Here is a 26,135-nt window from a genome sequence, read left to right on the forward strand (position 1 = left end):
CGCACCCTCGGGAAGAGACGGAGGTGCGGGAGTGGAACTCTCGTTCGCCGAACAGATCGAACAGGCGATGGCCGCTCTGGAGGAGCAGCAGGTCAAGATGGCCGCGGCGGCCAAGGAACTGGAGGTGGCGACCGCCTCGGTGACGTCCAAGGACCGGATGGTCACCGCGGTGGTGGGCGCCCAGGGACAGGTGGAGTCGCTGACCTTCCACACCACCGCCTACCGGTCGATGGCTCCGGCCCAGCTCGCCAAGGTGCTCACCGACGTGCTGAACACCGCGCGGGCCGACCTCGGCGACCGGGTGGCCGCGACGATGGGCGAGTTCAAGGGCCTCGGTGAGACCCTGGCGGCCTCGATGACCGGCGGCACCGAACTGGACGGACTCTTCGCCCCGTTGCGGCAGATGCGCCCCGGCTTCGCCGAGGACGCGGCGGCGGAGGAGCGGCGCAAGCGCGACCGGCAGGAGGAGTTCCGTGGCTGAGAGGCTGACCGCGCTGTCGGACCTGAAGGACAAGTTCGGCAAGTACCCCCAGCTCGCCGACCTGTTCACGGACATCGAGACCTGGACCGGGCAGATCAACCTGTACAACAAGGAATCGGCAGGCAACGACGAGATCGGCAAGAAGTACCACGAGAACGTCGACGCGCCCACCGAGTCCATCATCAAGCTGCTCAAGAGCGTGCGGAGCACCGTCGAGAGCGCCGGGACCGGTGGGACGAACACCGCCAACATCCTCAACGACGCCGACCACGAGGCCGGGAACTCGGTCTGACGCGCCGTCCGGCCCGCCGTGCGGCCGGGCACCTCCCTTCTTCCGTACGACCACCGCCAGGAGTCCACCGCCGTGTCGATCATGCTGCCGCCGGGCCTGGCGAAGTTCTTCAGCATCGTGACCGGGATGAAGTGGCCGGAGGCGAACGAGGACAACCTGCGCACGGCGGGCGACGACTACCTGCTGATCAACGAGAAGATCCCCGAGCTCCGCGGCTACCTGGTCGAACTCGTCAACATCTGCCGCGACAGCTTCGAGGGCCAGGCGGCCGACGAGTTCATGCGCAAGATGCGCCAGCTCATCGGTGAGGACGGCGGCACCGACTACGTCACGGCCGCGGGCATGATGGCCAAGCAGCTCGGCGAGTTCGCGCACAAGGTGGCCAACCAGGTCGAGTACGCCAAGTGGATGATCATCGCCCAGCTGATCCAGCTGGTTGCCCAGATCGCCTGGGCCATCGCCATGCTGCCGATCACCTTCGGCGGCTCGCTCGCGGAGATCTTCGTCGCCTACAAGGTCGCGGGCGAAGTGATCAAGCAGGTCTTCATCTGGCTGTTCAAGCAGCTCCTGTTGCACGAGTTCCTGTCCATCACCACCGCGATGCTGATGGACGGGATCATCCAGGGCATCCAGATCGGCAAGGGCCACAAGGACAAGTGGGAGAAGGAGTCCTTCATCCAGGCCATCGAGATGGGCGCGATCAACGGCCTGCTCACCGGCCCGCTGGAACTGCTCACCTTCGGCGCCGGCAAGCTGTTCGGACGGATCTTCGGGCGCGGCCTCAGCAAGGACCTCCAGGCCGAACTCAAGATGCTGGCCGGGTCCGAGTTCAAGAACGAGCTGAAGACGCTCGGCACGGCCGAATTGAACCAGGTCCTCAAGCTCATGCGGAACACCTCGGGGCTCACCGTCAAGGACGCCCTCAAGATCGTCGAGAAGGACATCGCGAAGAACGCCGCGAAGGACGCGGCGAAGAACGCGGCCAAGAACTCCGCGAAGGACGCCGCGAAGAACAGCGCGAAGAACGCCGAGCGGAACGCCCTCGGGGAGATCGCGGACCAGGTCAAGAAGGGCTTCGTCGAGAGCGGCGAGAAGGGTGTCATCGGCGCCGGCCGGGAGGCCCTCGAGAACGTGGCGCAGAAGCTCAGCAAGGTGGAGAAGCTCGCCCAGCAGATGGGCGAGCTGTTCGAGAAGGACCTCGTCCAGCACGGCATCGACGCGGAACTCGCCAATGCCGCAGGGCGGTTGATCGCCTCCCGGCTCGCCGCCGACGGCGCCCGCCACGCCATCGACCTCGGCGCCTTCAACAAGATGGTGAGGTCGCTGGTCGAGACCGCGGGGATGGTCGACCTCAAGGCCCTGGACGGCCTCACCAAGCACATCGGGCAGATGCAGAACGAGCTCAAGCACCTCGGCGGCAGCCTGCTGGAGAGCGAGACGAAGCACCTGGACTTCCTCAAGGCGGAGGCGAAGCACCTCACGGACACCGTCACGGCCACCCAGGACCTCGCCAAGCGCGCGGTGGGCCTGATGGACGGCCTGCACCCGCAGACCGCCGGGCAGTTCCTGTACCGGCTCGGCGAGGGCGTCGGCGGCTGGCTCAAGGGGGGCGTCCAGAACGTCATCACCGAGGGGGCCTACAACCTGACCTTCGGCGAGGAGCACAAGTTCACCGTCTCCGTCGAGAGCTTCTACGGCGGCGTCGCGATGGGGGCGCTCGGCCACCTCGGCCACATGGCGGGCGGCCCGCTGCGGCTCAAGCTCCAGGACCTGGAACTCCCCAACTACGCCCGCTTCCCGCTGGCCGTGGTCTCCAACCTGATGGGCCACCCGACCTCGCTGTGGGTCTCCCGACCGGAGGGAGGGGGCAGCGTCGGCGGGCCGCCGAAGGGGATCTTCGTCGGCGACAACGAGCACGGGACCGGCCCCCTCGACGGCGCCCGGCCGCAGAACCTGAAGACGGACTCGGACGGCTCGTCCACGTCGTCCGGGAACAGCGGGAACAACGGGAACAAGACGACCGCGGAGCCCCCGGCGGGCAGCCGGACGAAGATGACGGGCGGGGACGACGGGGCGAAGACCTCCTCCGGCGGGTCCAAGTCCTCCGACGCCTCCACGCCGGAGCCGCCGAAGCGGAGTTCGACGGTCGGCGGCGAGGAGACGGGACCGAAGCGGACGCCGGAGGAGTCCGCCGAGCCCGTGACGCCCCCCGCGCACGCCACGAGCTCCGCGACGGAGACGCCCGGCCGGGTGCCGACGACCGGCGAGCACGAGGGGCAGAACCAGCAGCGGCCGGTCGTCCACGAGGAGCCGGACACCCCTCGGCCGCAGACCGCCCAGGTCGACCACACCGCCCAGGTCGACCACACCGCCCAGGGTGACAGGACCGGCAACGACACCCCGGTCACCCACCCGGCGCCGGAAGGCACCACCACGCAGCACGTGCCGGCGCCCGACTACGGCGCGGCCTCGACGCACGGCCGGCCCCTGTCCGCGGAGGACCGCAACGCCTGGGTCGTCGGCGACCCGCCCTCCGAAGCGGCCCTGCAGGCACTCAAACAGCGGCCGGACGACGCCTCGCGCTACGCCCTGGTGATGCACACCAACGCGGACGGCCTGCCGACCCGCGACGGGGTCGAGCTGTCCCCGAAGGACGTGGCGGACGCCGTCATCGCCCTGGGCGAGCACGGGCAGCTCAAGGACCGGAAGGTCCTCGACTTCATCGCCTGCGGCTTGAACGGCGCGGAGCACGTCAACTTCGTCGCCGAGGTGATGGAGCACGTCTGGCAGGTCAAGGGACTCACCGGACTTGGGGCGAGGGCCGCCGACGGGCCGGTCTGGGTGGTGCCCGGGTTCAGCGGCCCGAGGACGATGACGGCGCCGGGCGTCGGCAGCGGAAACCTGATCGTCGCCCGGAAGGTCGGTTTCGACGGGCAAGGCCGCCCGGTCGTCGAGGGTGGCGGCAACTGGCACGAGTACACCAACGGGAACGCCGAGCGGAAGCCGCCCATCGAGGGGACGACGCCCACGGAGGAGCCGGCCGAGGGGCCCGTCAAGGATCCCCTGCTGCTCGTGACCACGAAGCCCTCGAAGCTGCCGGACAACTACCTCCGCGGCGAGGTCGACAAGCCGATGCCCGACTCCGGGCGGTTCGGCGAGGACCCCCGGTCCGAGCAGGTCCCGCCGCCGCACGGGTCCACGCCGTCGTCGGACCGGACCGCGTCCGGCCACGCGTACCACTACGCCGACGCGCCCGAGCACATCCGCGTCGAGGCGGACGGCGAGCGCGAGGCGCGGTGGCGGCAGACCCAGCGGGACCTTCAGGACGACTACGAGGCCAAGCTCTCGGACGCGGCCGAGCGGCACCGGAGGGACCCCGACGACAGCGGCCACGAGTACGACGAGGCCGCGGAGGCGCGGTTGGCGGAGCAGTTCGCCGAGGGGTCCGTGCGCTTCCCCGAGCACGCCCCGGCGGACCTGCCCGCGGCGGTGCACCGCAGGGCCAGGGACGCGATGTACCGGGAACTGGCGGAGCGGCCGCAGGAGCGTGAGCGGATCCTCGCCGACCTCGACGGGCTGGTGCGCGTCGCGGCCGTGCGCGAGGCCTTCGTCCGGATGGCCCGCGAGCGTTTCGACGACGCGCTGGACTCCCTGGGCTCACCGCGGCTCATCGGCGACGGCACCGGGCCCACCCACGAGCCCGCCCGGATCCCGGAGGCCGGTCTCGGCACGATCCGGACGGATTCGGAGGGCGGGTTCCTCCAGCGGGCGGAGGACGAGGCGGCCCGGCTCTACACCCGGCCGGAGAACGTCCCCGATCTGACGGCGGTTCCGGCGGAGGGCGCCGGGCCGGTCCGGCAGGCCGAGGACGTCGTCGAGGAGGCCACGGGCCGGGCGCGGGAGGCCCTGGACCGGCTCACCGGGCACCTGCGCGAGGAACTCGCCGTGCGCGCCGACCGGGAACGCGCCCTCGCGGAGGCCGATCGCCTGGTCGACGGGGCGGTCCGGGACTCGGGCTGGTACGACCGGCTCCCGGCGACCGACCGCGAACTGCTGGCCGCCGCCGGGGTGACGGGGCCCGTGAAGCTGTCAGACGCCGCCGTGAAGGCGGTCAAGGAGCAGCTGCGCGAGCGGGTCGCCCAGGACTTCGCCGAGATCGCCGGCCCCCTCGACTCCTCCGCCGGACCGCGCCGCGAGCGTGCGGAGGCCGTGGAGCTGTTCACCCTGGCCCTGGGCGGCCACGTCAGCGGCCTGCCCCACGAGTTCGCCGTCCACGCGGCGCGCGAGGCGGCGATCCGCCGCGCCTTCGCCGAAGCGGAGCAGGCGGCGGGATCCTGGCACCTGCACCCCGAGGACAGTGCTCTCGCCGAGCAGTACGGCGTCACCGCCGGTGACGTCCACCGGGCGACGGAGGGCGTGACCCGGGATCTCGCCGAGGCCCTGGACCGCGGGGTCACCGAGTATGCCGACCGCCCGGACGCCCTCCGGCGCGCGATCGAGGGCCTCACCGACGCCGGCAACGTCCGCGACCTCCTGATGTACCGGGCCGCCCGCGAGGCGGCCCACCGCGTCGCCGAGACCACCGCCGACGTGGCGGCCCGCACGCACGGCGGCCTGTCGGAGCACGCCGCCGAGCGGCTTGCCGAGGGCCACGCCGACCGGACCGGCCGCGCCTTCGACGAGGTGTTCCGCACCCGCGAGGACCTGACGGCCCGCCGGGACGAATGGCGCCGGCGCCAGGACGAGCTGGCCGGGGAACTGGACGAGCACGCCGCCTTCGAACGGGAGGTCGCGCCCGCCCTCCGGGAGGCCGCCCGGGGCTTCGACGACCTGGCCCGGCCGCACGTCCTCGCCGAGGACCGGGCCGCCGCGCTCAAGCGCGAGTACGGCGACGAGTTCTTCGACCGCTACCGCGAGCTGTGGAAGCTCGCCCACCTGGACGAGGTCTCCTGGCGCACCCACGAGCGCACCCACGAGGACGCCTTCGCCCGCCGCGAGGAGTCCCGACCGGAGGAGCCGCGGGCCGACGAGGAGACCCGGCCCGAGGAACTCCGCGACGACGAGCCCCGGGCCGAGGAGCCCCGGCTCGACGAGGCGGAAGAGGACCGCGGCCGCGAGCGCGACGTCGACGAGATCCTCGACGTCCTGGCCCCGGTCCAGCGCGAGTCCGGCGGCGGGCGCCGCGAGCGCCCGGAGACCCGCGAGGACGCGGAACCGCACGAGGGGAACGACCCCGCGCGCGAGGGGAACGAGCCCCTGCACGAGGGGAACGAGCCCCGCACCACGACCGAGCCCGAGGAGCCCGTCGCCCCCGCCGAGCCGGTCCGGACGGTCGGCCGCAGCGCGGACGACACCCCCGCGCCGACCGAGCACGTCGAGGCACCCGTCGTGGCGCCGACCGTGGTCCACGGTCCGGTCGCCCCGCACGAGTCCGCCGACGCCGTGCACATCACCGAGGTCCGTCCCGGCGTGCACTGGGTGGCCGACCTCGGGCCGGCGCCCCGGGCCACCGAGCGGGCGCTCGCCCACTTCCCGGCCGACCCCACCCACTTCACCCTCGCGTTCCACGGCACCGGCCCCGACGGTGCGCCGAGCCGGAACGGCCGGCCGGTCACGCCGCACGAGCTCGCCGGGGCCGCGCTCGACCTGTACGACCGGGGTGTCTGGGACGGCCGTCCGCTGCGGCTGGCCGGCTGCGACGCGGGCCGGGGCGGCGCGGACTCGTACGCCGCCCGATTCCTCGGCGCGCTGCGGGAGCTGCGGCCGGAGCTGAAGGTCCAGGTGGACGCGCCGGGCGGCTCGCTCTGGTCGCGGCCGGACCACGAGAAGGCCGACGGCACGCACCAGCTGGTGGTCGCCCGCACGGTCGGCTTCGACGCGGCCGGACTCCCGCGGGTCGAGGGCGGCGGGTCCTGGGTGCGGCTGTCCGCCTCGCCGGACCACCCCGAGGTGCAGGTCACCCACGTCAAGGGCCACCCCGGCGAGGAGTCGGCTCCGATGCCGACGGCCCCCGAGCACCCGGCCCCCGAGCACCCGGCCCCCGAGCACCCGGCCCCCGAGCACCCGGCCCCCGAGCACCCGGAGCCGCAGCACCCGATCGTCAAGCCGGACCCGGAGGCCCACGAGTTCGGCGTCGGACGGCAGGGTCTGTACGCGAGGCCCGAGTACGACGCCGCCGTGCGGAGGTTCGAGGAGGCCGTCGGCAAGCTCGCCTACGACGACCCGAGGGCCCTGCGGGCCGCGCGCAGCAGTGTGTACCGGCTGTACGACGTGCTGAAGCTCGCGCACGCCGACCCGACCGGTGAGCGGGTGTACAAGGTCTTCCTGGGCGGGGACGTCACCTCGGCGGGGCAGGTCGGCGAGAACCTCACCCTGGACCAGTTCCACTCGATGCTCGCGGACGACGGCAACCTCCGTGAGCTGATGACCGCGTTCTTCAACGCCTCCTACGCCCAGGGGAACAAGGACACGGCCCCGCTCTCCCTCAAATACCTGCTGAACGACCTGGCCGACCGCCCGGCGGCGGACATCGGCTACCGACTGCGCATGCTCGGCCTGGACACCTCCCAGGTGCCGGAGCGGCTGGAGTTCCTCAACAGTCCGAGCCGGTGGATGCCCTCCACGGTCACGAAGGCCAGCTACTTCGCCAGGGACTACTTCGCCACAGGAGCAACCTTCCACAAGGCCCCCTACACGGAACAGATGGAGTTCCTGACCAGCGCCAAAGCCCGTAAGGAGCGCCCGGTCCCGATGCCGGTGGACGCGGTGGCGATCAACAGGGACATGCCGCTGAGCCCGCGCGAGCTCAGCTTCCAGGTGACCGGTCCGACCGGCGGCCTCCACTGGGTGACGGGCAGCTCCCGGTACGAGCTCAACACCTCGTCGGCGTGGTACGGGGAGACCCGCAACGACAAGGGACTGCACCTCAGTGTCGGTCTGTCGGCCACGACGGCCAAGATGCTCACCGCGTTCCAGGCGCTGAAGGTCCCCGAGGTCTCCCCCGACGACATGCTGCTGGCCCTGGTCGGCTGGATGCTGCCGCTCGGCGACCACACGCTCTACGAGATCCTCAAGGGGGCCGACCTCGCCCAGGAGCTCCCGCCCGTGCCCGCCGACTCGCTGACCGAGGCGGCCGTCATGTACCGGCACGTGCCCGGCCTGCCCGAGGGCACGCTGCGCCAGGCGTCCGTGATGCTCCCGCACGAGTCGGCCTACCACGACCTGGTCGCCCGGCCGCGCGATCAAGGGGGGTACAAGGAGGCGGAACTGGACCAGGTGGCCGTGGTGTGGGCGCGCATGACGGCGGGCAACGGTGCCAACCTCCTCCCGCACGAGCGGGAGTGGCTGGGCACCATCGGGCTGACGCCCACCCAGCTCCGTGCCCGGCTGAGCCTGGCCCACGTCGAGGCCCTCAACATCTACACCGGGACGGCGTACCCGCTGATCAACGTGCTGCTCAAGCACGACGGCGCGGTGACACTGGACCAGGCGCTCGGCAAGCAGATCGACAATCTGCTGAAGGGGCCGGTGGGCAGCCTCCCCTCGGTCTTCCGGGACCACCGGGTCCTCGGGCCGCTGCTCGCGAAGTCCACTCCGGAGCTACGGACGGCCGAGGACTCCGCGGAGGCCTACCGGCTGGCGATGGCGATGCTTCCGGACCTGAAGACGGAATTCCGGATCCACGCCGAGATGATCGTGGAGGCGCTGGACAAGCTGCCGGGCGCGACCGGGGTCGTCTATCGCGGCGAGTGGGCGCCCGGCCGGCTGGAGGGCCTGGAGAGACTGCTCCGGGCCAGGGCCGGAAGCACGCAGAGCAGCGAGGCGCTGCTCAGCACCAGCCGACTCATCGAGACGGCGGAGAGGTTCCTGCTGCCCGACCGGGACCTCGCCAAGTACTGGCTGGCCCACCGTGTCCTCCGCCGGATCCGACTGGCCGGGGAGAGCGGTGTCGACATCACGCCGTTCTCCCGCTTCCTGCTCGAGGAACAGGAGATCCTGGTCAAACCGGGAGCGGTCTTCACGGCCACGCACCTCGGCAGGGGATCCTCGTACACCGGACCGTACGAGCGGATCGACCAGGTGGAGACCGGGGCACCGCGACCGTTCGAGTGGTCGGAGGGGTCGCCCGAGTGGCCCCGGAAGCTCCACGAGGAGCTGAGGTCCGAGCTGGCCCGCCTCGGCAACGGGACCGACGTCCGGTACGCCCGTGACCTGTGGCCGCTGGCGAAGGCGATCGGCGCCCACCTGGGAATGCCGGGCGCCGAGGGTGCCGGGGCCGGTACGCCCGACCCGGTCCTGGTCCAGCGGGCGACGGAACACGCCTGGGACACGGCCAGGATCGTCGCCACCCTGCACGGGACGGCCGGTACCAGCCGCGCGGAACTCACCGACGTGTCGCTGGTCGCGACGCTCGCCCGCACCGAACTCCGCCTCCGGCCCGACCACCGGGTCACCCTGGAGGACCTGCACCGCTTCTCCTTGCAGGTGACCCAGAACGCCGAGACGCACAAGCGCGATCTCCGCCGACTGGTGGCGGTCGCCCGGGACGTCACGTACACCGACCACCGCGCGGCGATGGAGCAGCTCCGGAGGGTCTGGGGCGCGGCGAACCTGGTCACCACCGAGCCGGTCGGACGCGCCGTGCACGTGCTCGGTGAGCACTCCCCGAACCACGAGGCCGTCGTTCGGGCCCTGAGGGCGAGCGAGTTCGAGGGGGACCACTTCAGCGTCCTGATGCCGACCGTTGACGGTCTGCCCCGGCTGAAGGGTTCCCCACTGACTCCGGCCGACGTCGCGCACGCCGTCTACGCGCTGACGACCGAGGGCGGGTGGGACCCCGCCCGCACACCGTTGCGCCTGTTGGCGACGGACCTGCACGCGGACGGCCACCGGCCGTTCACCGAACAGGTCCTCGAGCACCTGTGGCGGATGGACCACCGGATCACCGTGTTCGCGGCGCGGGGGAAGGTCTGGCTCGTCCGGACGGCCTTCGGGACCTGGCACGTCGTCGCCGCCGAGCGGGCCGGTAGCAACGCAGCCGGGGACACGGTGTACGCCAACCCCGGTACGTGGTTCCGGCTGAAGTACGGCGCGTCCCCGGAGAGCACGGCTGCCTACTTCGACAGCGAGGCCACCCAGTTCACGGTCGACGAGGTGGACGAGGGCAGCATCGTCGGTCCGGCGCTTCACACCCTGCCGGTCGGCGGCGGCAAGACCGAGGCGGGCTTCTGGGCCGACCACGCCGCGCTGGACCAGGCCGGAGCGGACCCGCAGCAGGACGCGGCGCAGCAGAACGCGGGCCCGCCCGCGGGGAACGCCGCCGGGGCCGGAGCGCCGACGCACTCCGTGCCGCTCCTCATGACCGTTCCGCACTGGTCCGACCCCGGCCGGCCGCTCGTCGACGGTGACGGCGGTACGCACGGATGGGTGCTGGACGGCAGTGCGCTGCCGGAGTTCGGGTTCCTCAGCACGTCGAAGGACTGGTTCAGGATCGTCGTGCACACCGACCACGAGGCGTACCCCACGGTCGGCGGATACCGGATCGCCCCCGCGGACATGCGCGCCATGATCCAGTCGCTCCGGCGGGACGGGCACTGGGACGGCACGAAGAACATCGAGTTCGACGCGTGCCGCCTCGCCGAGGCCGGCAGCGGCGGGTACCTGCGGTCCCTTCAGAAGGAGCTTCACGACGCGGGCATGGACATCAAGATCCGGGCCGCCAGGCAGGACGTCTGGTTCGCGCCCGTCCCGGCGCCGCACGCCGGCGATCCGCTCCAGCCGACCGGTGGCCGGGCCTTCGTGGCGGCGGCCAAGGTGGGGTTCGACGCCAACGGATTCCCGGTGATCGCCAAGGGGAGCGGCAGGTGGCTCGAGATCCACCCCTACGCCCCGGGGGCCAACCTCCCGCGGGAGAACGACGTGCTCGACCTGTCCGCGAGCGGCTACCAGCAGGTCGAGCACGACCAGGTCGTCACGGAACTGTCCGGCGACCTGAAGTTCGCCCGCAACGACGTCCAGCCGCACCACGACGGGAACGAGGTGGTGCACGAGGACGTCGCGTCGCACCACGACGACGCGTCCGTGCACACCGGTGAGGACGTGCTGCAGCCCGGGCACGTCGTGGTGGACGCGGACGGCGAGCACGTCGTGCAGGGCCCGGTGACGCCGGTCCGTCCGTCGCGGATCGACGAGCACGGCCTGGCCGCCTCGGACGTGCTGATCGGGCTCGGCGGCACCCGTACGCAGATCCTCGACCGGCTCACCCAGCGGTTCAGCCGGGTGCTGCACGGCGAGGAGCCGGCGGCCAGGACGCTCGCCGAGAGCCTGTTCGGCGCGGAGACGCTCCAGGCCAAGTTGACGGCGCTGTCCCGGGGCGAGCAGTGGGACGTGCCGTTCTCGGCGGGCAGCTGGTCCGGAACCGTGCGGATGGCGGCCGGGCTCGGCCACGGCACCTTCGTCCGGACGGCCGAGAACTTCGAGTTCGAGTACGGCTCGGAGCGGCAGACCTCGGTCGGCGTGACCAAGGACCGGCTCTGGCAGCTGAACGTCGGCGCCCAGGGCAAGTTCAAGTTCGGCAAGCCCGCCGACCTCACCGAGACCGCCGGCTACCAGCACGGCCGGCAGCAGGGGATGACCGACGCGCAGGCCAGTCGGATGGTGGCCCGCGGCAAGACGGTGGAGACCGCCGTCCTCTACGACACCGAGTTCCGCCTGACGGTGGACTTCCTGAACCTCACCCATCACGGCGCCGAGGTGCCCCGCGAGGCACTGCCGCAGCGGATCGGGCCGGTGGACGTGACGGCCCGGGTCGCCGTCCCGCTCCGGGAGACCGGTGCGCCGCGGCCGCTCGACGGACCGCTGCTGCTGCCGCCGCCCGGCTCGCGCGAGGGCGGGCGGCTGGCCGGCCCGCACGTCGTCACCGACGTCTGGGCGCTGCCGCACCGGGAGGCGCCCGTCGTGACCGCGGACGGGGTCCAGCTCAACGAGCTGAACGCGCCCCGGCCCGGCGCCAAGGGCATGACCGAGTTCATCGCCGGCTTCGAGGAGCAGGCAGCCGAGCACTTCGGCGGCGACTGGCCCGCGCTGAAGGCCAAGCTGCTCGAGGAGGTCGACCTCAACACGCTGCACCAGGACCTCAAGGCTCTGATGTCGGGCGAGACCCGCACCATCGAGCTGGACGTCCCCCTCGGTCCCACGACCGCCCTCACCCTGAAGAACGCCCGGATCCACCGGATCGGGCAGACGGCGGACCTGCCGACCACCGAGTTCAACATCGCCACCGGCACCTCCCGCACGCACGTCGAGCAGAACACCAGGAGCTCGGGGTGGCAGTTCCCGCTGCCGCTCAGCGCGACCGGCTCGGCCAAGAACGGCGGCGGCGGAGCCGGCGCGGGTGCCAGGACCGGCAGGGAGAAGGTCGGGCTGCACGGTGGGGGCGACGACCTGGGGCTGGGCACCAAGGTCAAGTCCACGGCGGTGGTGTTCGAGGGCGAGGCGCGGATCGAGATCGAGTTCGGCGCCCGCCGCAGCGGGCTGCGGCCCGTCCAGGCCCGCTCGGTCGACGCGGGGCTCGGGTTCCGGGTGGTCGTCGACCGCTCGGAGACCGTCCAGGCCCCCGCCCACACGGACCAGGGGCAGGCGGGTCCCGTCGCGCACCAGGAGTCCACGGCGCTGCCGCCCGGCACCCCGGTCCCGCACCCGCCGACCGGCATCTGGCCCGGCGCGGCCGGGTACACCGGCCTGCCCGTCACCACGGTCGTCCGCGACGTGCACAGCGTCGCCCCGCTGCACGCGCGGCTGGACGAGATCGGCCGTGTCCAGCTGGGCGAGAAGGCCTGGCGCGCGGTCCGGCAGGACGTCCTGCGGGCGTTCTCGCAGGCCGCCGTCGGCGCCCACCTGGTCGGCATGACGCACGACGTCCCGCTGCGGACCCCGGCGGTCACGCTCGGCGCGCTGAGCAAGCTGGGCATCGGCGTCACCGCGCACGTCACCACGCTGACCTACCGTCGGGAGCAGGACTCGGCGGACCTCAACCCGGTCCGGGAGAGCACCACCTTCGCGTCGCAGCGGTTCCTGAACTCCGACAGCCGCAACATCACGGCGCAGGGCTTCGGCAAGGGGCCGGTGCACACCCGGGAGAACGTCCTGGACGAGAACGGCAAGCCGTTCCAGGACTCGCTCCAGGGCACCGCCACGGTCACCCACGAGGTGCGCGACCGGGACGGCTGGCGGGGCGGCGACTCGGCCAAGAGCTACGCGAACGGCAAGTACCGCAGCGCCCAGGTGCTCTATGACGCGACCTTCGAGCTGCACCTGACGGTGAACGGGAAGCCGCACGGCGACCCGGTCCGGCTGGACGCCTCGTTGAGCATGGAGCAGGCGCACACCGAGCCCCGGGCCCGTAACAGCCGGGTCATCGCCAACCCCTTCGACGGGGCGGCGCCCCCGCGCCTGGACGAGGCGCAGCCGCAGCCGCCGGTCCGGCCGCAGGCCACCGGGCAGCCCCCCGCGCACCTGCGCGTCCCCGACCGGCTCGGCCACTCCGACGTGGTGCTGAGCGTCGGCCGGCGCGGCCCGAGCGTGCTGGGCGAGGTCGAGCGCGTCCTCGCAACGGCCGGCCCGGTGAGCGCCCGGGCCTCGGCCCGGCTCGCCGCGCAGCTCGACACGGCCGGCCTGACCGCCTCGCTGTCCCGGCTCAGCCGGGGCGGCGGGATCAAGCTGTCCGTGGACACCGGGAACTGGAAGGGCACGGTGGAGGTCACCGTCGCCCCGCTGGCCCTGCGGCACCGGCGCACGGTGAACGGGTTCGAGTTCGAGCTCGGCAGCCAGCAGCGCACCACGATCGGCTACAGCTGGGACCGGATGAGCCGCTGGCGCGGCGGCCTCTCGCTCAAGGGCACCGTCCCGCACGTGAGCGTCACCGGCGAGTACGCCCACACCCGGGACAGCGTCCGGGGCCTCACCATCGAGCGCACCGGCGGCACCAACAGCCGCGGCAAGAGCACCGAGACAGCCGAACTCTTCGACGGCGACGCCGCGTTCACGATCCGATTCGTCCCCGGCCCGCTCCAGCGGTCGCTCGCCGAGACCACCGTTCCGACACCCGTCGTGATCGCCGCGCCGCACCGCGAGGTGGTCCGGCCGCCGGTGAACGACGGCCCGCCCGTCCGGCACCTGCCGGACCAGCGGATCGGCTCCTCCGACATCGTCACCCGGGTCCTCCTCGACGCCGGGAACGGCCTGGTGCACAGCGGGCCGGGCGCGGTCTCCCGGGTGGTCGCGAGCCTGGAGGACCGGGGCAAGGCGGTCCTCGGCCGGGACTGGACGGGGATGAAGGCCAAGCTCCTCGAAGCCCTCGACTTCGACCGGCTGCACCCGCTGCTGAAGCCGCTGACCTCCGGCCACGAGATCGTCCTGACGCACGGCCGCAGCACCGTGCGGATCACCGCCTCGGTGGACCGGATCACCAAGTCCGGCGACGCCGCCCAGGTCGAGTTCAACATCGGCGCCGGCGCGCAGACCGCCTTCACCAGCTCCGAGGTCGGCACCAACTCCGGCAGCGGGCACGCGAACTCGGTCGGCGTCACCGTGCTGGCGACGACCGACCCGCTGGGCACCGGCGTGGCCGTGGTGGCCGGCGGCGGCGTCACCCACACCCGCCGGCAGGACACGCTGGAGCACCGCCGGGACGTCCTGGTGACCGGAACGGCCGTCAAGTCCAAGGTCGCGGCCGAGGCGCACCGGGCCGACATCCGGCTGTCCGTGGTGATGGAGCGCCGGCCCGCGCTGCAACTGCCCGGCGACGGGAGGCCGGTGCCGACCCCCGTCCAGCCGCCGCGGTCCGGGCTGCGCGCGGCCGTCCACAGCCTGACCGAGGCCGGGAACGCCGTCGTCCCGCAGTGGCGGATGCGCCGTACGGTCTCGGAGACCGTCATCCACGCCGACGTGCTGACCGAACGCGACCGCGCCGCCGACGGACCCACCCTGCGGGGGCGGCGGCAGGGCGTGGTCGCCGCGCGGGAGCTGCGGGTGCCGCCGGCCGAGGTGTTCACCTCCGGCCTGCGCCCGGGGGACGTGCTGCGCTGGGCCGGCGACACCTCGGGCCTGCGGAGCCTGCTCCGGATCGAGGGCCCGCGGTTCTTCGGCGAGGGCACCTGGAAGCGGCTGGAGCCCATGGTCACCGCGGGCCTGAGCCACGCCCAGCTCTCCTCGCTGCTGGCCCCGGCGACCGGGCCGGCCGGACAGCAGAGGCCGGTCGCCACCCCGTCGGTCGGCCGGCGCTGGTTCGTCGACGACGCCGAGGTGACCGTCCGGCTGTCCCTCGTCCAGCTGGAGTACCACGGGGACAACGCCGCGGCGGCGCTCAGCCCGGCGAACGAGTCGGGCGGCGGACACCGGAGCACGCAGCTGACCGGGCGGCAGTGGAACGTCCGGGCGCAGGCCGGTGCCCAGGGCGACCTCGGGGGCAAGGTCGAGGGCACCGCCTCGGTGCTGGGCGGGGGCACCCACCGGCAGCGTCTGGGCGTGGTCACCGAGGCCGGTGGCCGCACCGTGGCCAACGCCAAGGCGGCCACCCCGATGGCCCGTTACACCGGCTACGTCAAGGTCGAACTGGACCTCCGCAACGGCGACACCACCGTGGTGCGGCAGCTCGGCGGCGACCGGTCGGCGGCCGGTCTGGTGCCGATCGAGCTGGAGATCCCGCACGCCCACACCACCCTCGGCCTCTCACCCGCCGACCACTGGACGCAGTTCACGCCCGAACACCCCGGCGGCCACGCCCTGCCGCAGGCCCTCCCGCTCGCGGTCCAGGTGGCCCGCGCGCTGACCCCGCACCACGACGGCGGCGTGCACGTGCTGCACGACCCGACGGCCGGTCCCGCCACGCGCGAGCAGGTCGAGCGGAACGTGCGCCGGATCCAGGACGACCCGCGTTACTTCACCATCGCCTACCACGCCGTCACCGAGGACGGGGCGCCCGGCTGGAACGGCGGGACCCTGCACCCGGACGCCCTGGCCGACCGGCTGGCCGAGCTCCACCGCAGCGGGGAGTGGGACGGGCGGCCGCTGCGGTTCGCCGCCTGCGACGCCCGCGCCTACGTCGAGCAGGTGCTGACCTCACTGCGCGAACGGCTCCCGGACGCGGAACTGGACGCGTTCGTCACCAACGGCGAGCTCTGGGTGGCCTCGCACCAGGGCCGTACGCACCTGGTGGTCAGCCGGGACGTCGGCTGGGACGTCGGCGGCCGGCCCCGGGTGGAACCGGGCGGCGAATGGCTGCACCTCCGGGTGCCCCGCAACGGCGAGACCCCGCCCACCGGGCCGCAGCACGAGAACGCCGCGCCCCCGCACGAGAACGCCGGGCCGCAGCACGAGAACGCCGCGCCCCCGCACGAGAACGCCGCGCCGGTGAACGACGGCGCGGGCGCGCACGGTCCCGTCGTCCAGGTCGTCGCCGTCCACGGCCCGCAGCTGCACGACCCGCATCCGCTGGCCGAGGTCACGCCGGACCACCCGATCACCGATCGCCGTGGCCTGCAGCCCCTGGGCACCGGTCCCAAGCACGAGCTCCACGCCACCCCGGAGCACAAGCGGCGGGCGGTGGCCTTCGAGGCCAAGCTGGGCGCCCTCGCCTACGGCCACCCCAAGGCGCAGGCCGCGGCCCGCAACGCCGTACAGCGGCTCTACGACGCCTTGCGGGCCGCCCACCCGACGGTCGCCGAGGGCGAGCTCTACAAGGTCTTCCTCAAGGACGAGAAGAGCTCCGCCGGCCAGGTCGGCGTGGACCTCACCCTGGCCGAGTTCCGGACGATGATGCGCACCGGCAACACCCGCGAACTGATGACCGCCTTCTACAACGCGGCCTACGTCAACGACTCCGACCACGGCCTGAAGAAGGTGCTGCAGGCGCTGCTGGAGACCGGGGACTCCGCCCGCGCCGAGGCGATGGGCCTGGACCTGCGCGTACTGAAGACCCAGGCGGACTTCCTCAACGGCGGTCTGCGCGCGTTCCTCGGGAAGGTGCCCGGCCTGGAGTCGATGTTCACCAAGGACCACTTCGGCACCGGCACCGTCATCAAGCAGGGCGCGGAGCCGCTCAAGGCCGGCGCGGAGTACCTGGCCAGCCTGAAGGCCCGGCAGCCGCGCGAGGTGCCGCTGAACGACCTGACGGCGACGCACCTGGCCGAGCGCGGCATGCCGCTGAGCACCAGGGAACTGGCGTTCCAGGGGCACGACGGCGGCGCGGGGCCGCTGGCCTGGAAATCCGGCCGCTCACTCAACACCGTCAACGAGAAGTCCGCCTGGTACGGCGACACCCACCTCGGCAAGAACATGCCGGTCAGCACCGGCAACTCGGCCACCACGGCGAAGATGCTGAACGGCTTCCGGCTGCTCAAGGTCCACGACAGCGAACCGCAGGACATGCTGCTGGCCCTGACCGGCTGGATGCTGCCGCTGGGCGACCACTCGCTGTACGAGATCCTCAAGGGCGCGCAACTGGTGGGCGAGCTGCCCCCGATCCCGACGCACGCGCTGGGCGACGTGTCCTCGATGTACCAGCACGTCCCGGGCATCCCGCAGCACCGGGTCCGTGCCGAGCTCGGCGAGTACGGCATGCTGCCGCACGAGGCGGCCTACCACGAGCTGCTCGCCAAGCCGCGCGCCGAGAACGGCTGGTCCGACGAGCCGACGAGGAGGGCCTCGGCCGCGAACCGGGCCGCGTTCGAGGCCGTCCGGGACGGCGAGTCCGAGGTCTCGCAGCGAGTGGTCGACTGGCTGGACCGTAACCATCTGACCGCGCACGAGGTGCTCGACCGGCTGACCCCCGCACACTTCGACGCGCTGGCGTTCTACAGCGGTCCCACGCACGCGCTGATCAACGTGATGCTGCGGTTCGGTCCGCTCAGCCGGCGGACCGCGCTGGAGTACCAGATCAACCAGCTGCTGGACAACCGGCACCCGAGCCTCCTGCCGTCCATCCTCAGGCACGACCCGGTGCTCGCGCCGCTGCTCAGCCGGGCGCCACGCGACCGCTCCGACGAGGACTGGGCGGCCCTGCGGCCCGCCGTGAAGCAGCAGCTCCCCAGGATCGAGCGCGAGCTCCTCGTGCACACCGAGCTGCTGGACGAGGCGCTGGCCAAGCTGCCCACGTGGAGCGGGGAACTCTGGCGCGGGGAGCGGGTGGTGGGCCCGCTGAACTCGCTCGGCAGCCGGCTGTCGCCCACCTACGCGGGTTCGACCTACCGCAACCGCGACTTCGTCAGCACCAGCACCAGCGAACGGGTCGCGCGGAACTTCATGCAGACCCGCGAGCAGCTCGCGATCACCCACCCCGCCCTGGTCCACTACGCGGTGGACGGCGGCGGCAGCGCCTTCGACATCCAGCCGTTCTCGGAGAAGCAGGGCGAGGACGAGGTCCTGATCCGTCCGGGCAGCACCTTCGACCTCACCGCCCGGAAGATCGTCTACGACCCGGCCTCCCGGCAGAGCTACGAGCGGATCGACCTCACCGAGCGGTCCGCACCGGAGGCGTTCCCGAAGGCGACCACCGAGGACCTGCGGCTGCACCAGACGCTGGCCGAGCTGGCCAACATCCCGAAGCTGCGCACCCACGAGGACCTGTGGCCGCTGGCCGAGCACATCGGCGCGGACCACCGGCGCCCGCTCCCCGGCCGGTTCACCGAGCTGCTGTCGGGCGAGGCGGCCCGCCGCGAGGCGAGCACGAACGCCTGGCACACCGCGAAGCTCGCCCAGGAGCTGCGGGGCGCGGACCGGATCACCCTGGACGGTCTGACCCGCGTGCGCCGCACCGCCGACCTGGTCCGCGAGGCCCTGTCCGTGCCGACGGGCCACCCGGTCACCCGGACGCACCTGGAGGACTACGTCCGGAAGCTGCGCGGGTCGAACGGCGACGAGGTCGCGGCGGCCGACCTGGAACACCTGGTCACGCTGGTCGACGGGCTCAAGCGCCCGGGCCACGCGGTGACCGTCGCCGCGCTGGAGCACGCCTGGCGCGACCCCGGGAACGCCCCGGCCTCCGAACTGCTCCCGCTGGACCGGCCCGACTTCTACTGGGTGGGCGCCCGGGGCGACGACTGGCGCGCGCTCACCGAGTCGGTGTTCCCGCACTTCCCGCACGCGGACGACTACCTCACCCTCGCCATGCACACCTCCGACGGCGTGCCGGTGCTGGACCACGTCACCGTCGCGCCCGCGGACATCGCGCGCGGGCTGCTCAAGCTCCGCGCCGACGACGCCTGGGACGGCGTGAAGCCGCTGCGCTTCGTGGGCTGCGACCTCAACTCCCGGCCGGACCAGGAGTACGTGCGCGAGGTCATGCAGTACGTGTGGGACGGCGGCCTGACCGAGGCGGTGGCCTACGCCGCCGACGGCCGGGTCTGGTTCGCCCAGGCGCGCCATCCGGACGGCACCGTGGACACCGGTCGACCGGGCCACCTGGTGGTCTCCTCCGGCGTCGGCGTGACGGCGAGCGGCCGTCCGGTGATCGTCCCCGGCGGCAACTGGCTGCGCATCGCCAGGAACACCCCGACCGAACTGCTCGGCGCCTACCTGGCGGGCGACGACGGCAGGGCCGAGTACCCGACCGTCCAGGAGCACCGCGTGCGCGGCCCGCTCGCCGGCGCGGTGAAGTTCGGCGCCGACACCTTGGTCCCCGACCAGCAGCACGCCACCGGGGAGCATTCCGTCGCGGAGTCGGAGACCGGCGGACCGGTCCCCGATCAGCAGCAGCTCCACGACGTCGCGTCCTCCTTCTCCGCGCTGCACCTCGACCCGCAGCCGCCACCCACGGCAGTGGCCGTACGGCACGCGGTCTTCGACGAGCCGCGGTACCGGCACCACACGGAGGACTTCGAGCGGCAGCTCGGGGAGTGGACGGCGAGTGACCCCCGGGCGCTCCACGAGGCCCGCGAGGCGCTGCGGAAGCTGGCCGAGGAGAGCGGCACGGCGGAGTACGCCGACCTGGTCGCCAACGGGAGCCTGCACGAGGTGATGCAGGCGTTCCGGGAGCGGGCCGCCGGCGACCCGCGGTTCACGGCCGGCCGCCCCGAGGTCCCGCAGGCCGACGCCGCCTGGCACGCCGACCTCGCGGGCCGGGGCATCCGGACGGTCTCCGGGGTGTCCCGGGCCGCGGCCGACGCCATGCACGCGTACCTGCGGCTCGGCGGAACCGGGCACGAGCCGTTCGCGCGGGCCCTGTACGCGTCCCTGCTGACGGGCGGCGAGCACTCGCTGCACGAGGTGGTGGCGGGCATGCGGCTCGCCGGGGCGTTCCCCGACCACGAATACGCCGACGGCGCCGAGCTGTACCGGAACCTGCCGGGGGTGCCGCTGTTCGAGCTGCGCCCGCCGGTGGAGGGCTGGGAGGGGCCGATCGGGCCGACGTCCGAACACCCCGCGCCGGACACGCTCACGGTCGGGCTGCCGCACGAGCGGACCTACCTGGAGTGGGCCCTGACCTCGAAGGAGGTCGACGAGGCGGTCCTCCAGGAGACGGCGAACCGCCGGGACATGCTGGCGGAGACCGAGCCCGCCCCCGCGCCCGGCGTGAAGGCCTACCAGGACTGGATGACCCGCAACGGCGTCGAGAACCCCAAGGCCGTGACCGACCTGCTCGGCCACGCCCACTTCGTGGCCCTGTACACCTACACCGGGCCGGCCTACTCGCTGCTCAACGTGCTGCTCAAGAACCCGGGCGCCGGGGCCGTCCCCGCGCTCCGGGGAAAGATCGCGGCGCTGATCGCCAAGCGCTACGGGGACGAGGGCACCGCCCTGCCGCAGTCGATCACGGCGCTTCCGCAGCTGGCCGAGGGCATGCGGGAGCGGACCGACCCGTGGCGCCTCGCCGACTCCCTGACCGACGAGCAGCTGGCCGGCATCCAGCACGAGATGGCGCTGCACAGCCACCTGCTGGCGGACGCCCTGAAGCTGCTGCCCGCGGCGCAGGGGAAGCTGTTCCGCGGCGACGGCACGCTGGAGGACCCGTCGAAGCCGACCGGCCGGCCTCCCGGTCCGGAGTACGGCGGCGACGTCATCCAGCACCGGACGTTCGCGAGCTTCAGCACCAACGAGGGCACCTCGCTGGGCTTCATGAAGAAGTACGACGGCGAGGACGAGTACCGGGTCCTGCTGGAACTGGACGCGACGGGCCACAACGGCCGCGACATCGCGCCGTTCTCCTCGCACATGGAGGAGGACGAGGTCCTCTTCCTGCCCGGCGCCCGGATGCAGGTCACCGAGCGCACGCCCACCCGGACGGACGACGGCGTCACCTACGTCCGGCTCAGGGCGCGGGAGGTGCCCGCCGAGGAGTCGGACAACACCGCCACCGAAGCCCCGGCCCGGCGGCCGGGCGCCGGCACCGACCACACCGAGCAGCCCGCGCCGCCGTCCGGCGGAGTACGGCTGAACGACGGCCGGACCGTTCCCGACGGGCAGCTGCGCACGCACCCGATCACCGACGCCTCCGGTCAGGAACGCGGACAGGCGCTGTTCGACGACGCCGACTGGGCGTCCAGGGCCCAGCTCTACCCCGAGCTGAGCGAGGTCACCACCTTCGTACCCCGCACGGCCGACGGCCTCGTCACCGGTACGCCCCAGCGGGTGCCGTGGGACGGGGAGCACACCTACTTCTTCGCCGCCCACGCCGGACCGCACGGGTTCGACCTCCCGCTGGCCGACGGCACCAAGGCCCACGGCGTCAGCGGCACCGAGGTCGGCGGGCTGCTCAAGCGCAAGCTCGCCGACCTGGCCCGGAAGGCCGCCGACGCACAGGACACGGTGAACGGCAAACCGGCCTCCATCGCGCTGGTCAGCTGCGAGTCCGCCGAGCACGCCCAGGCCGTCGCCCGGCAGACCGGGCTGCCCGTCCACGCCCCGACCGGCCGCACCGGCGTCAGCGGCAGGCCCGCAGGCCCCGACGGTCCGTCGACCGCCAGGCTGTACGTCAAGACCGCTCCGGACGGATCGGCGGGGCTGTTCCGGACCTTCCACCCGGACCCCGCCGGCGACAGCCCGGGCGCGACACCGCCGTCCGGCCCCCTGTCCGTCCGCCCGCCCGGCGACCGGGGCGCCGGGCCGCGGCACCCGGATGACGCGCTGGACAACATGTGGAACGGCGAGTACGGCGACCACGCCGGGCACGCCGACGGCCAGGAGCAGGTCGTCCTGGTGGCGTCCGAGCAGCACCAGGACCGTGAGGTCCACCGCTACTCGGACGGTTCGGAGACCCATGTCTTCCCCGACCACGTGCAGATCCACTACCCCGCTCACGGAGGTGAGATCCACTACCTTCCGGACGGCCGGGAGTTCCACTACGACGTGGACGGGAACCTGGTCCACCAGGTGCAGCCCCAGGCGGTCCACCACCAGGACGGGCAGCCGCAGGAACCCGAGTACCGCCTGCTGGCCGACGTCCTCGGCGCCCAGGGCGTCCGGATGGATCCCGACCTCGAACCGCCCCGGTACGCGGTGCCACCGCAACAGGACGCGCTGGTAGGCCCGGAGCTGCCCAACCCACCCATCGCGACCAGCCGGGACGTCAACCTGGGCGAGCTGCTGGCCGAGCAGAGCACCACGCCGGTGTGGCGCCACGACCTCGGCCTCCTGTACCGCTGGGAGCGGCAGCGGCCGGGCATGGAGGACTACGAGCACGTCTTCGAGCACGGGCTGGCGCCGAGGCAGGAGAACCGCCACGTCGACCTGCGGGACTACGTGGGGAACAACGAGGCGTCGTCCTTCGTGAGCACCACGCGCTCCGACCGGGCCCAGCACGTGGACTGGGGCACGCACCGCCGCTACGTGACCGACGCGCCGGGCGGCATCGACGTCCGGGCCACGCTGGAGCACTCGGGCCTCGCGGAGCTGGAGGACGAGGTCGCGTTCCCCGGCGGCATCGACCCGCAGTACATCGTGGGCGTCGAGCTGGTGGAGGACGTCTCCCTGGACCCGGCGACCGGTGTCTACGCCCAAGAGGTCACCTTCATCCCGAACGAGGCCTACTGGCCCAGCCACCGGGACTTCGACCAGGTCGAACGGATGCGGGAGCGGGTGCTGGCCGCCGACGCGGAGGAGGCGGGCACACACGCGGAGGCCGAGCACACGGACGCCGAGTACGCGGTCGAGCACGCGGTCGAGCACCCGGACGACAGCGACTCCTCGACCGACAGCGACTCCTCCACCGACGGCGACTCGGCGAGCGACCACTCGGCCGACGACATCGCGAACGTGCTGAACGACCTCGCGGTGGGGTCGGACTCGGACAACAGCGCCGTGCCGCCGCCGGTCGGCCAGCACATGCCGCCGGCCGCAGGGTGGCTCAACCCGGCGAACTGGCCGCAGGCCGGTGCGACCGCCACCCAGGCCGCCGAGGCCTTCTTCGCGCAGAGCGGCGGCTGGCAGCTGGCCCAGAACCACTTCGCCGCGATGCCCCGCGACTTCCAGGTGCGGTACGCGCAGCTGGAGTTCCACATGACGGTCTCCCAGCACCCGCAAGCGGTCGCCGTCCGGAACGCCGCGCTGCGGCAGATGACGGACCTCGTCGCGGAGCTGGAACCTCAGCTCAAGGCCGCGCTGGAGTTCTACACGCAGCCCAGCGAGGACGGCGACGGCAGCGCGGCCAACGAGCTCTCGTACTACCAGATCAAGGAAACCCAGTGGGAACTGGACACGAACCCGGACGCGGACATCGCCGCCCGGCCGAACGGCCAGGCCATCCTGGACCACATCGCGGCCATCGACGACGCGATCGGGCTCTGCCCGGTGACGGCGCCGCTCCTGGTGAGCCGGGGCGCGCCGTTCGTGGGGAACTGGGAGCACCCGCGGGTGCTGCGGGTCGGCGAGTTCGTCCATGAACCCACCTACATCTCCGCCACGGTGGGCGAGCACCTGCACCCGTCCTTCGCCAGCCGGCTGATCCAGATGCACCTGCTCGTGCCCGAGAACACCCGGGGAGCCTTCCTGCCGGCGATCTCGGAGAGCCCGGAGGAACTGGAGATCCTCTTCGGCAGCGGGATGTACTGGACACCCATCAGGATCATCCCGCCGGCCGTGCAGTGGAACCAGCCGATGGACGGCGGGGAGGAGACGGTGCCGCCGGAGAGCCAGTGGATCGTCTACGGCAGGCTGGACGACCCGCCCCCGCTCTCCGACGACGACTACGAGTAGCGGGACGCGCAGTGCCGGCCACCACCGACCGAGAGGACCACGATGACCGCTTCCGACCAGGACCGAGCCGAGCCGACACCCGTACCCGCGCCGCCCGCACCCGACGCGGGCCCGGGGCCGGTACCCGAGCGGATCCTGGCCGCGGCCAGGGCCGCGCCCGGGCAGTGGATCGGACTGGTCGACCCGCACTGGCAGGGCGAGGGGGAGCCGCCGGACTGGGCGGTGATCGGGCGGTGGCGCGCGGGGGAGGACGGCACCGTCGAGGAGTTCGCGGAGAACGGGGAGTACCGCCCCTCGCCGCTGGCGCGCGAGTGGCCGGCGCCGACCGACCCGGTGGACGCGGCCGTCCAGCTGGCCGCGACCGGGTACGGGCCGGCCGAGGACGTCTACCGCGCGCTGGCCGCCGCCCGGTTCGCCGTGCTGCTGGACGAGTTCGGCGGCGTCGGCGGGTTCGGGCTCCCGGACGGGAAGCCGGCGGTGGTGGTGTACTCCGCGCGGTCCTGGCTGGACGCCGCGGGGAACCCCGACCACGCGGTGATCGGGCCCGGCACGCTGCTGGAACGGCTGCCGCCGGGCCTCGGGATCGTGGTCAACCCCGGTGCCCCGGCGGCCATGCGGCTGGAGCCGGGTGCCCTCTGGTCCGCCCTCGACGCCCGCGAGCGCGCGGGGGAGCCGGTGCACCCGCTGCGCCCGTTCGACTGAGCCACCCGGCCGGGGGACGGCGAGAGGGCCCGCCACCGTCACGGTGGCGGGCCCTCTCGCCGTCCGGCTCAGCCCGCGAGCCCGCGCAGCGTGTGGTAGACGCCGCAGGCCTGGAGGGCCAGCGGCAGCAGCGCGAGCGCGCACAGGGTGTGCAGGATGTCGGCGATCCGGCCCCAGTAGGGGAGCAGGCGGCGGCCGGGCACCGTCCAGGCGGCGACCAGGAGGGCGACGGCCAGCGCCAGCAGGCCGCCCACCAGGGTGAGGCGCCCGGTCGCCGAGGCGGTGGCGGTGGCCCGGGCGAGCACGACGAGCGCCCCGAGCACGCCGGGCAGCAGGATGGTCAGGCGCTGGCGGATGCTGCCGACGGCCCGGCCGTGCAGCAGGAGCAGCAGGCTCAGGGTGCCGGCCTCGGCCGGGCCGGCCCAGCCGTCCGCGAAGGGCAGGACGGCCAGGCAGGCCGCACAGACCGCGCCGATGGCGGCGTGCAGGGCCATCAGGTAGTCGTCGGCGACCAGCGCGCGGGGCAGCACCGCGGCGGCCGGGACCGGCTCGATGTTCTCCTGCAGCTCCTCCGCGTTGCGCGGCAGCATCGGCAGCCGCAGCCCGGACAGCCGGAAGGCCGTCGACGGCACGAACGCACCCACCAGGACCGCCACCACCGCGAGCACCGCCACCAGCTTGGCGAGCGTCAGCCCGGCGAGCACCAGCACCCCCGACAGCACCCCGAGCAGCGCGACCAGCGCCACCCCGAGGAACAGCGGCGCCGCCGCGCCGACCGCCGCCAGGGCCAGCACCGCCGCCCCGGCCCCGGCCGAGGACGCCGCCAGCACCCGGGCACCGAGCAGGTCGTCGCCGCTCGGCCCGTTCGGCAGCAGCAGCGAGGCCAGCGCCAGGTACGGCACGGCCGCGGCGCCCAGCGCGGCGCCCGCGCCCGCGTCGGCCATCGCCCGGGAGGCGCTGGTCGCGCCGAGCAGCAGCAGGAGCGCGACCGCGGCCGCCGCGGCCTCGCGCGGGGCGGCCGGGCCGGGCAGCGCCAGCAGCACCCAGCCCGCCGCGAGCGCGGTCACCGCCAGGGCCAGCGAGAGGATCCGGGTCAGGCCCGGGCGCCAGGTGTCGCCGCGCTCGTGCATGCCGGTGGCGACGCCGTCCACCAGGTCGTCGAAGTGCACCGGCGGCAGCGCCTCGTGGCGTGCCCGCAGGTACAGCGCGTCGCCGTCGTGCAGGCCCAGCGCCTCGGCGCTCCGCTCCTCGTCCAGCGGGTCCTCGCCGAGGCGCTGCAGCACCCAGCCGCCGTGCTCCAGCCCCTCCTCGGCGAGGTCGGGCCCGGCGTGGCCGAGGATGGCGGGCAGCAGGTCGGCCAGCGGTACGTCGGCGGGGACGGCCAGTTCGAAGACCGCCCCCGGCGCATGGAACCTCAATCGGCACAATCCTGCGACGACACTGCTGCTCACGCCTGTCCTCCGGCTCGGTGGTGTG

At 73.2% G+C, this 26,135-nt stretch carries 5 protein-coding genes; 4 read left to right on the forward strand and 1 reads right to left on the reverse strand.

The genetic code is table 11. The features are described from left to right. The first annotated feature begins 31 nt into the window (after positions 1–31). The 4 genes from ACZ52J_RS12370 to ACZ52J_RS12385 all read left to right on the forward strand — a co-directional run bounded on the left by ACZ52J_RS12370 (position 32) and on the right by ACZ52J_RS12385 (position 24,659). Positions 32–481: a YbaB/EbfC family nucleoid-associated protein gene (locus tag ACZ52J_RS12370; RefSeq protein ID WP_391549843.1), complete on the forward strand. Its 450-nt coding sequence runs from the start codon at positions 32–34 to the stop codon at positions 479–481. After that, the gene (locus tag ACZ52J_RS12375) at positions 474–773 is read left to right on the forward strand and encodes a hypothetical protein (RefSeq protein ID WP_465618011.1); all 300 of its coding nucleotides are present in this window, start codon (positions 474–476) and stop codon (positions 771–773) included. The genes ACZ52J_RS12370 and ACZ52J_RS12375 overlap by 8 nt, the downstream gene beginning before the upstream one ends. A gap of 81 nt (positions 774–854) precedes the next feature. Further along, the gene (locus ACZ52J_RS12380; RefSeq protein ID WP_465618265.1) at positions 855–23,957 is read left to right on the forward strand and encodes a scabin-related ADP-ribosyltransferase; all 23,103 of its coding nucleotides are present in this window, start codon (positions 855–857) and stop codon (positions 23,955–23,957) included. Positions 23,958–23,999: 42 nt separating this feature from the next. Beyond that, entirely contained in the window at positions 24,000–24,659 is a 660-nt protein-coding gene (locus ACZ52J_RS12385; protein ID WP_465618013.1) for a type VII secretion system-associated protein, read from the forward strand. A gap of 68 nt (positions 24,660–24,727) precedes the next feature. Here ACZ52J_RS12385 and eccD read toward each other — a convergent pair whose 3' ends face one another. Continuing rightward, positions 24,728–26,077, reverse strand: coding sequence for a type VII secretion integral membrane protein EccD (gene eccD, locus ACZ52J_RS12390; protein ID WP_465618015.1), 1,350 nt, complete (start codon positions 26,075–26,077; stop codon positions 24,728–24,730). Between the last annotated feature and the right edge of the window lie 58 nt (positions 26,078–26,135).

It is taken from the genome of Kitasatospora sp. NPDC034035 (genome assembly GCF_055575755.1).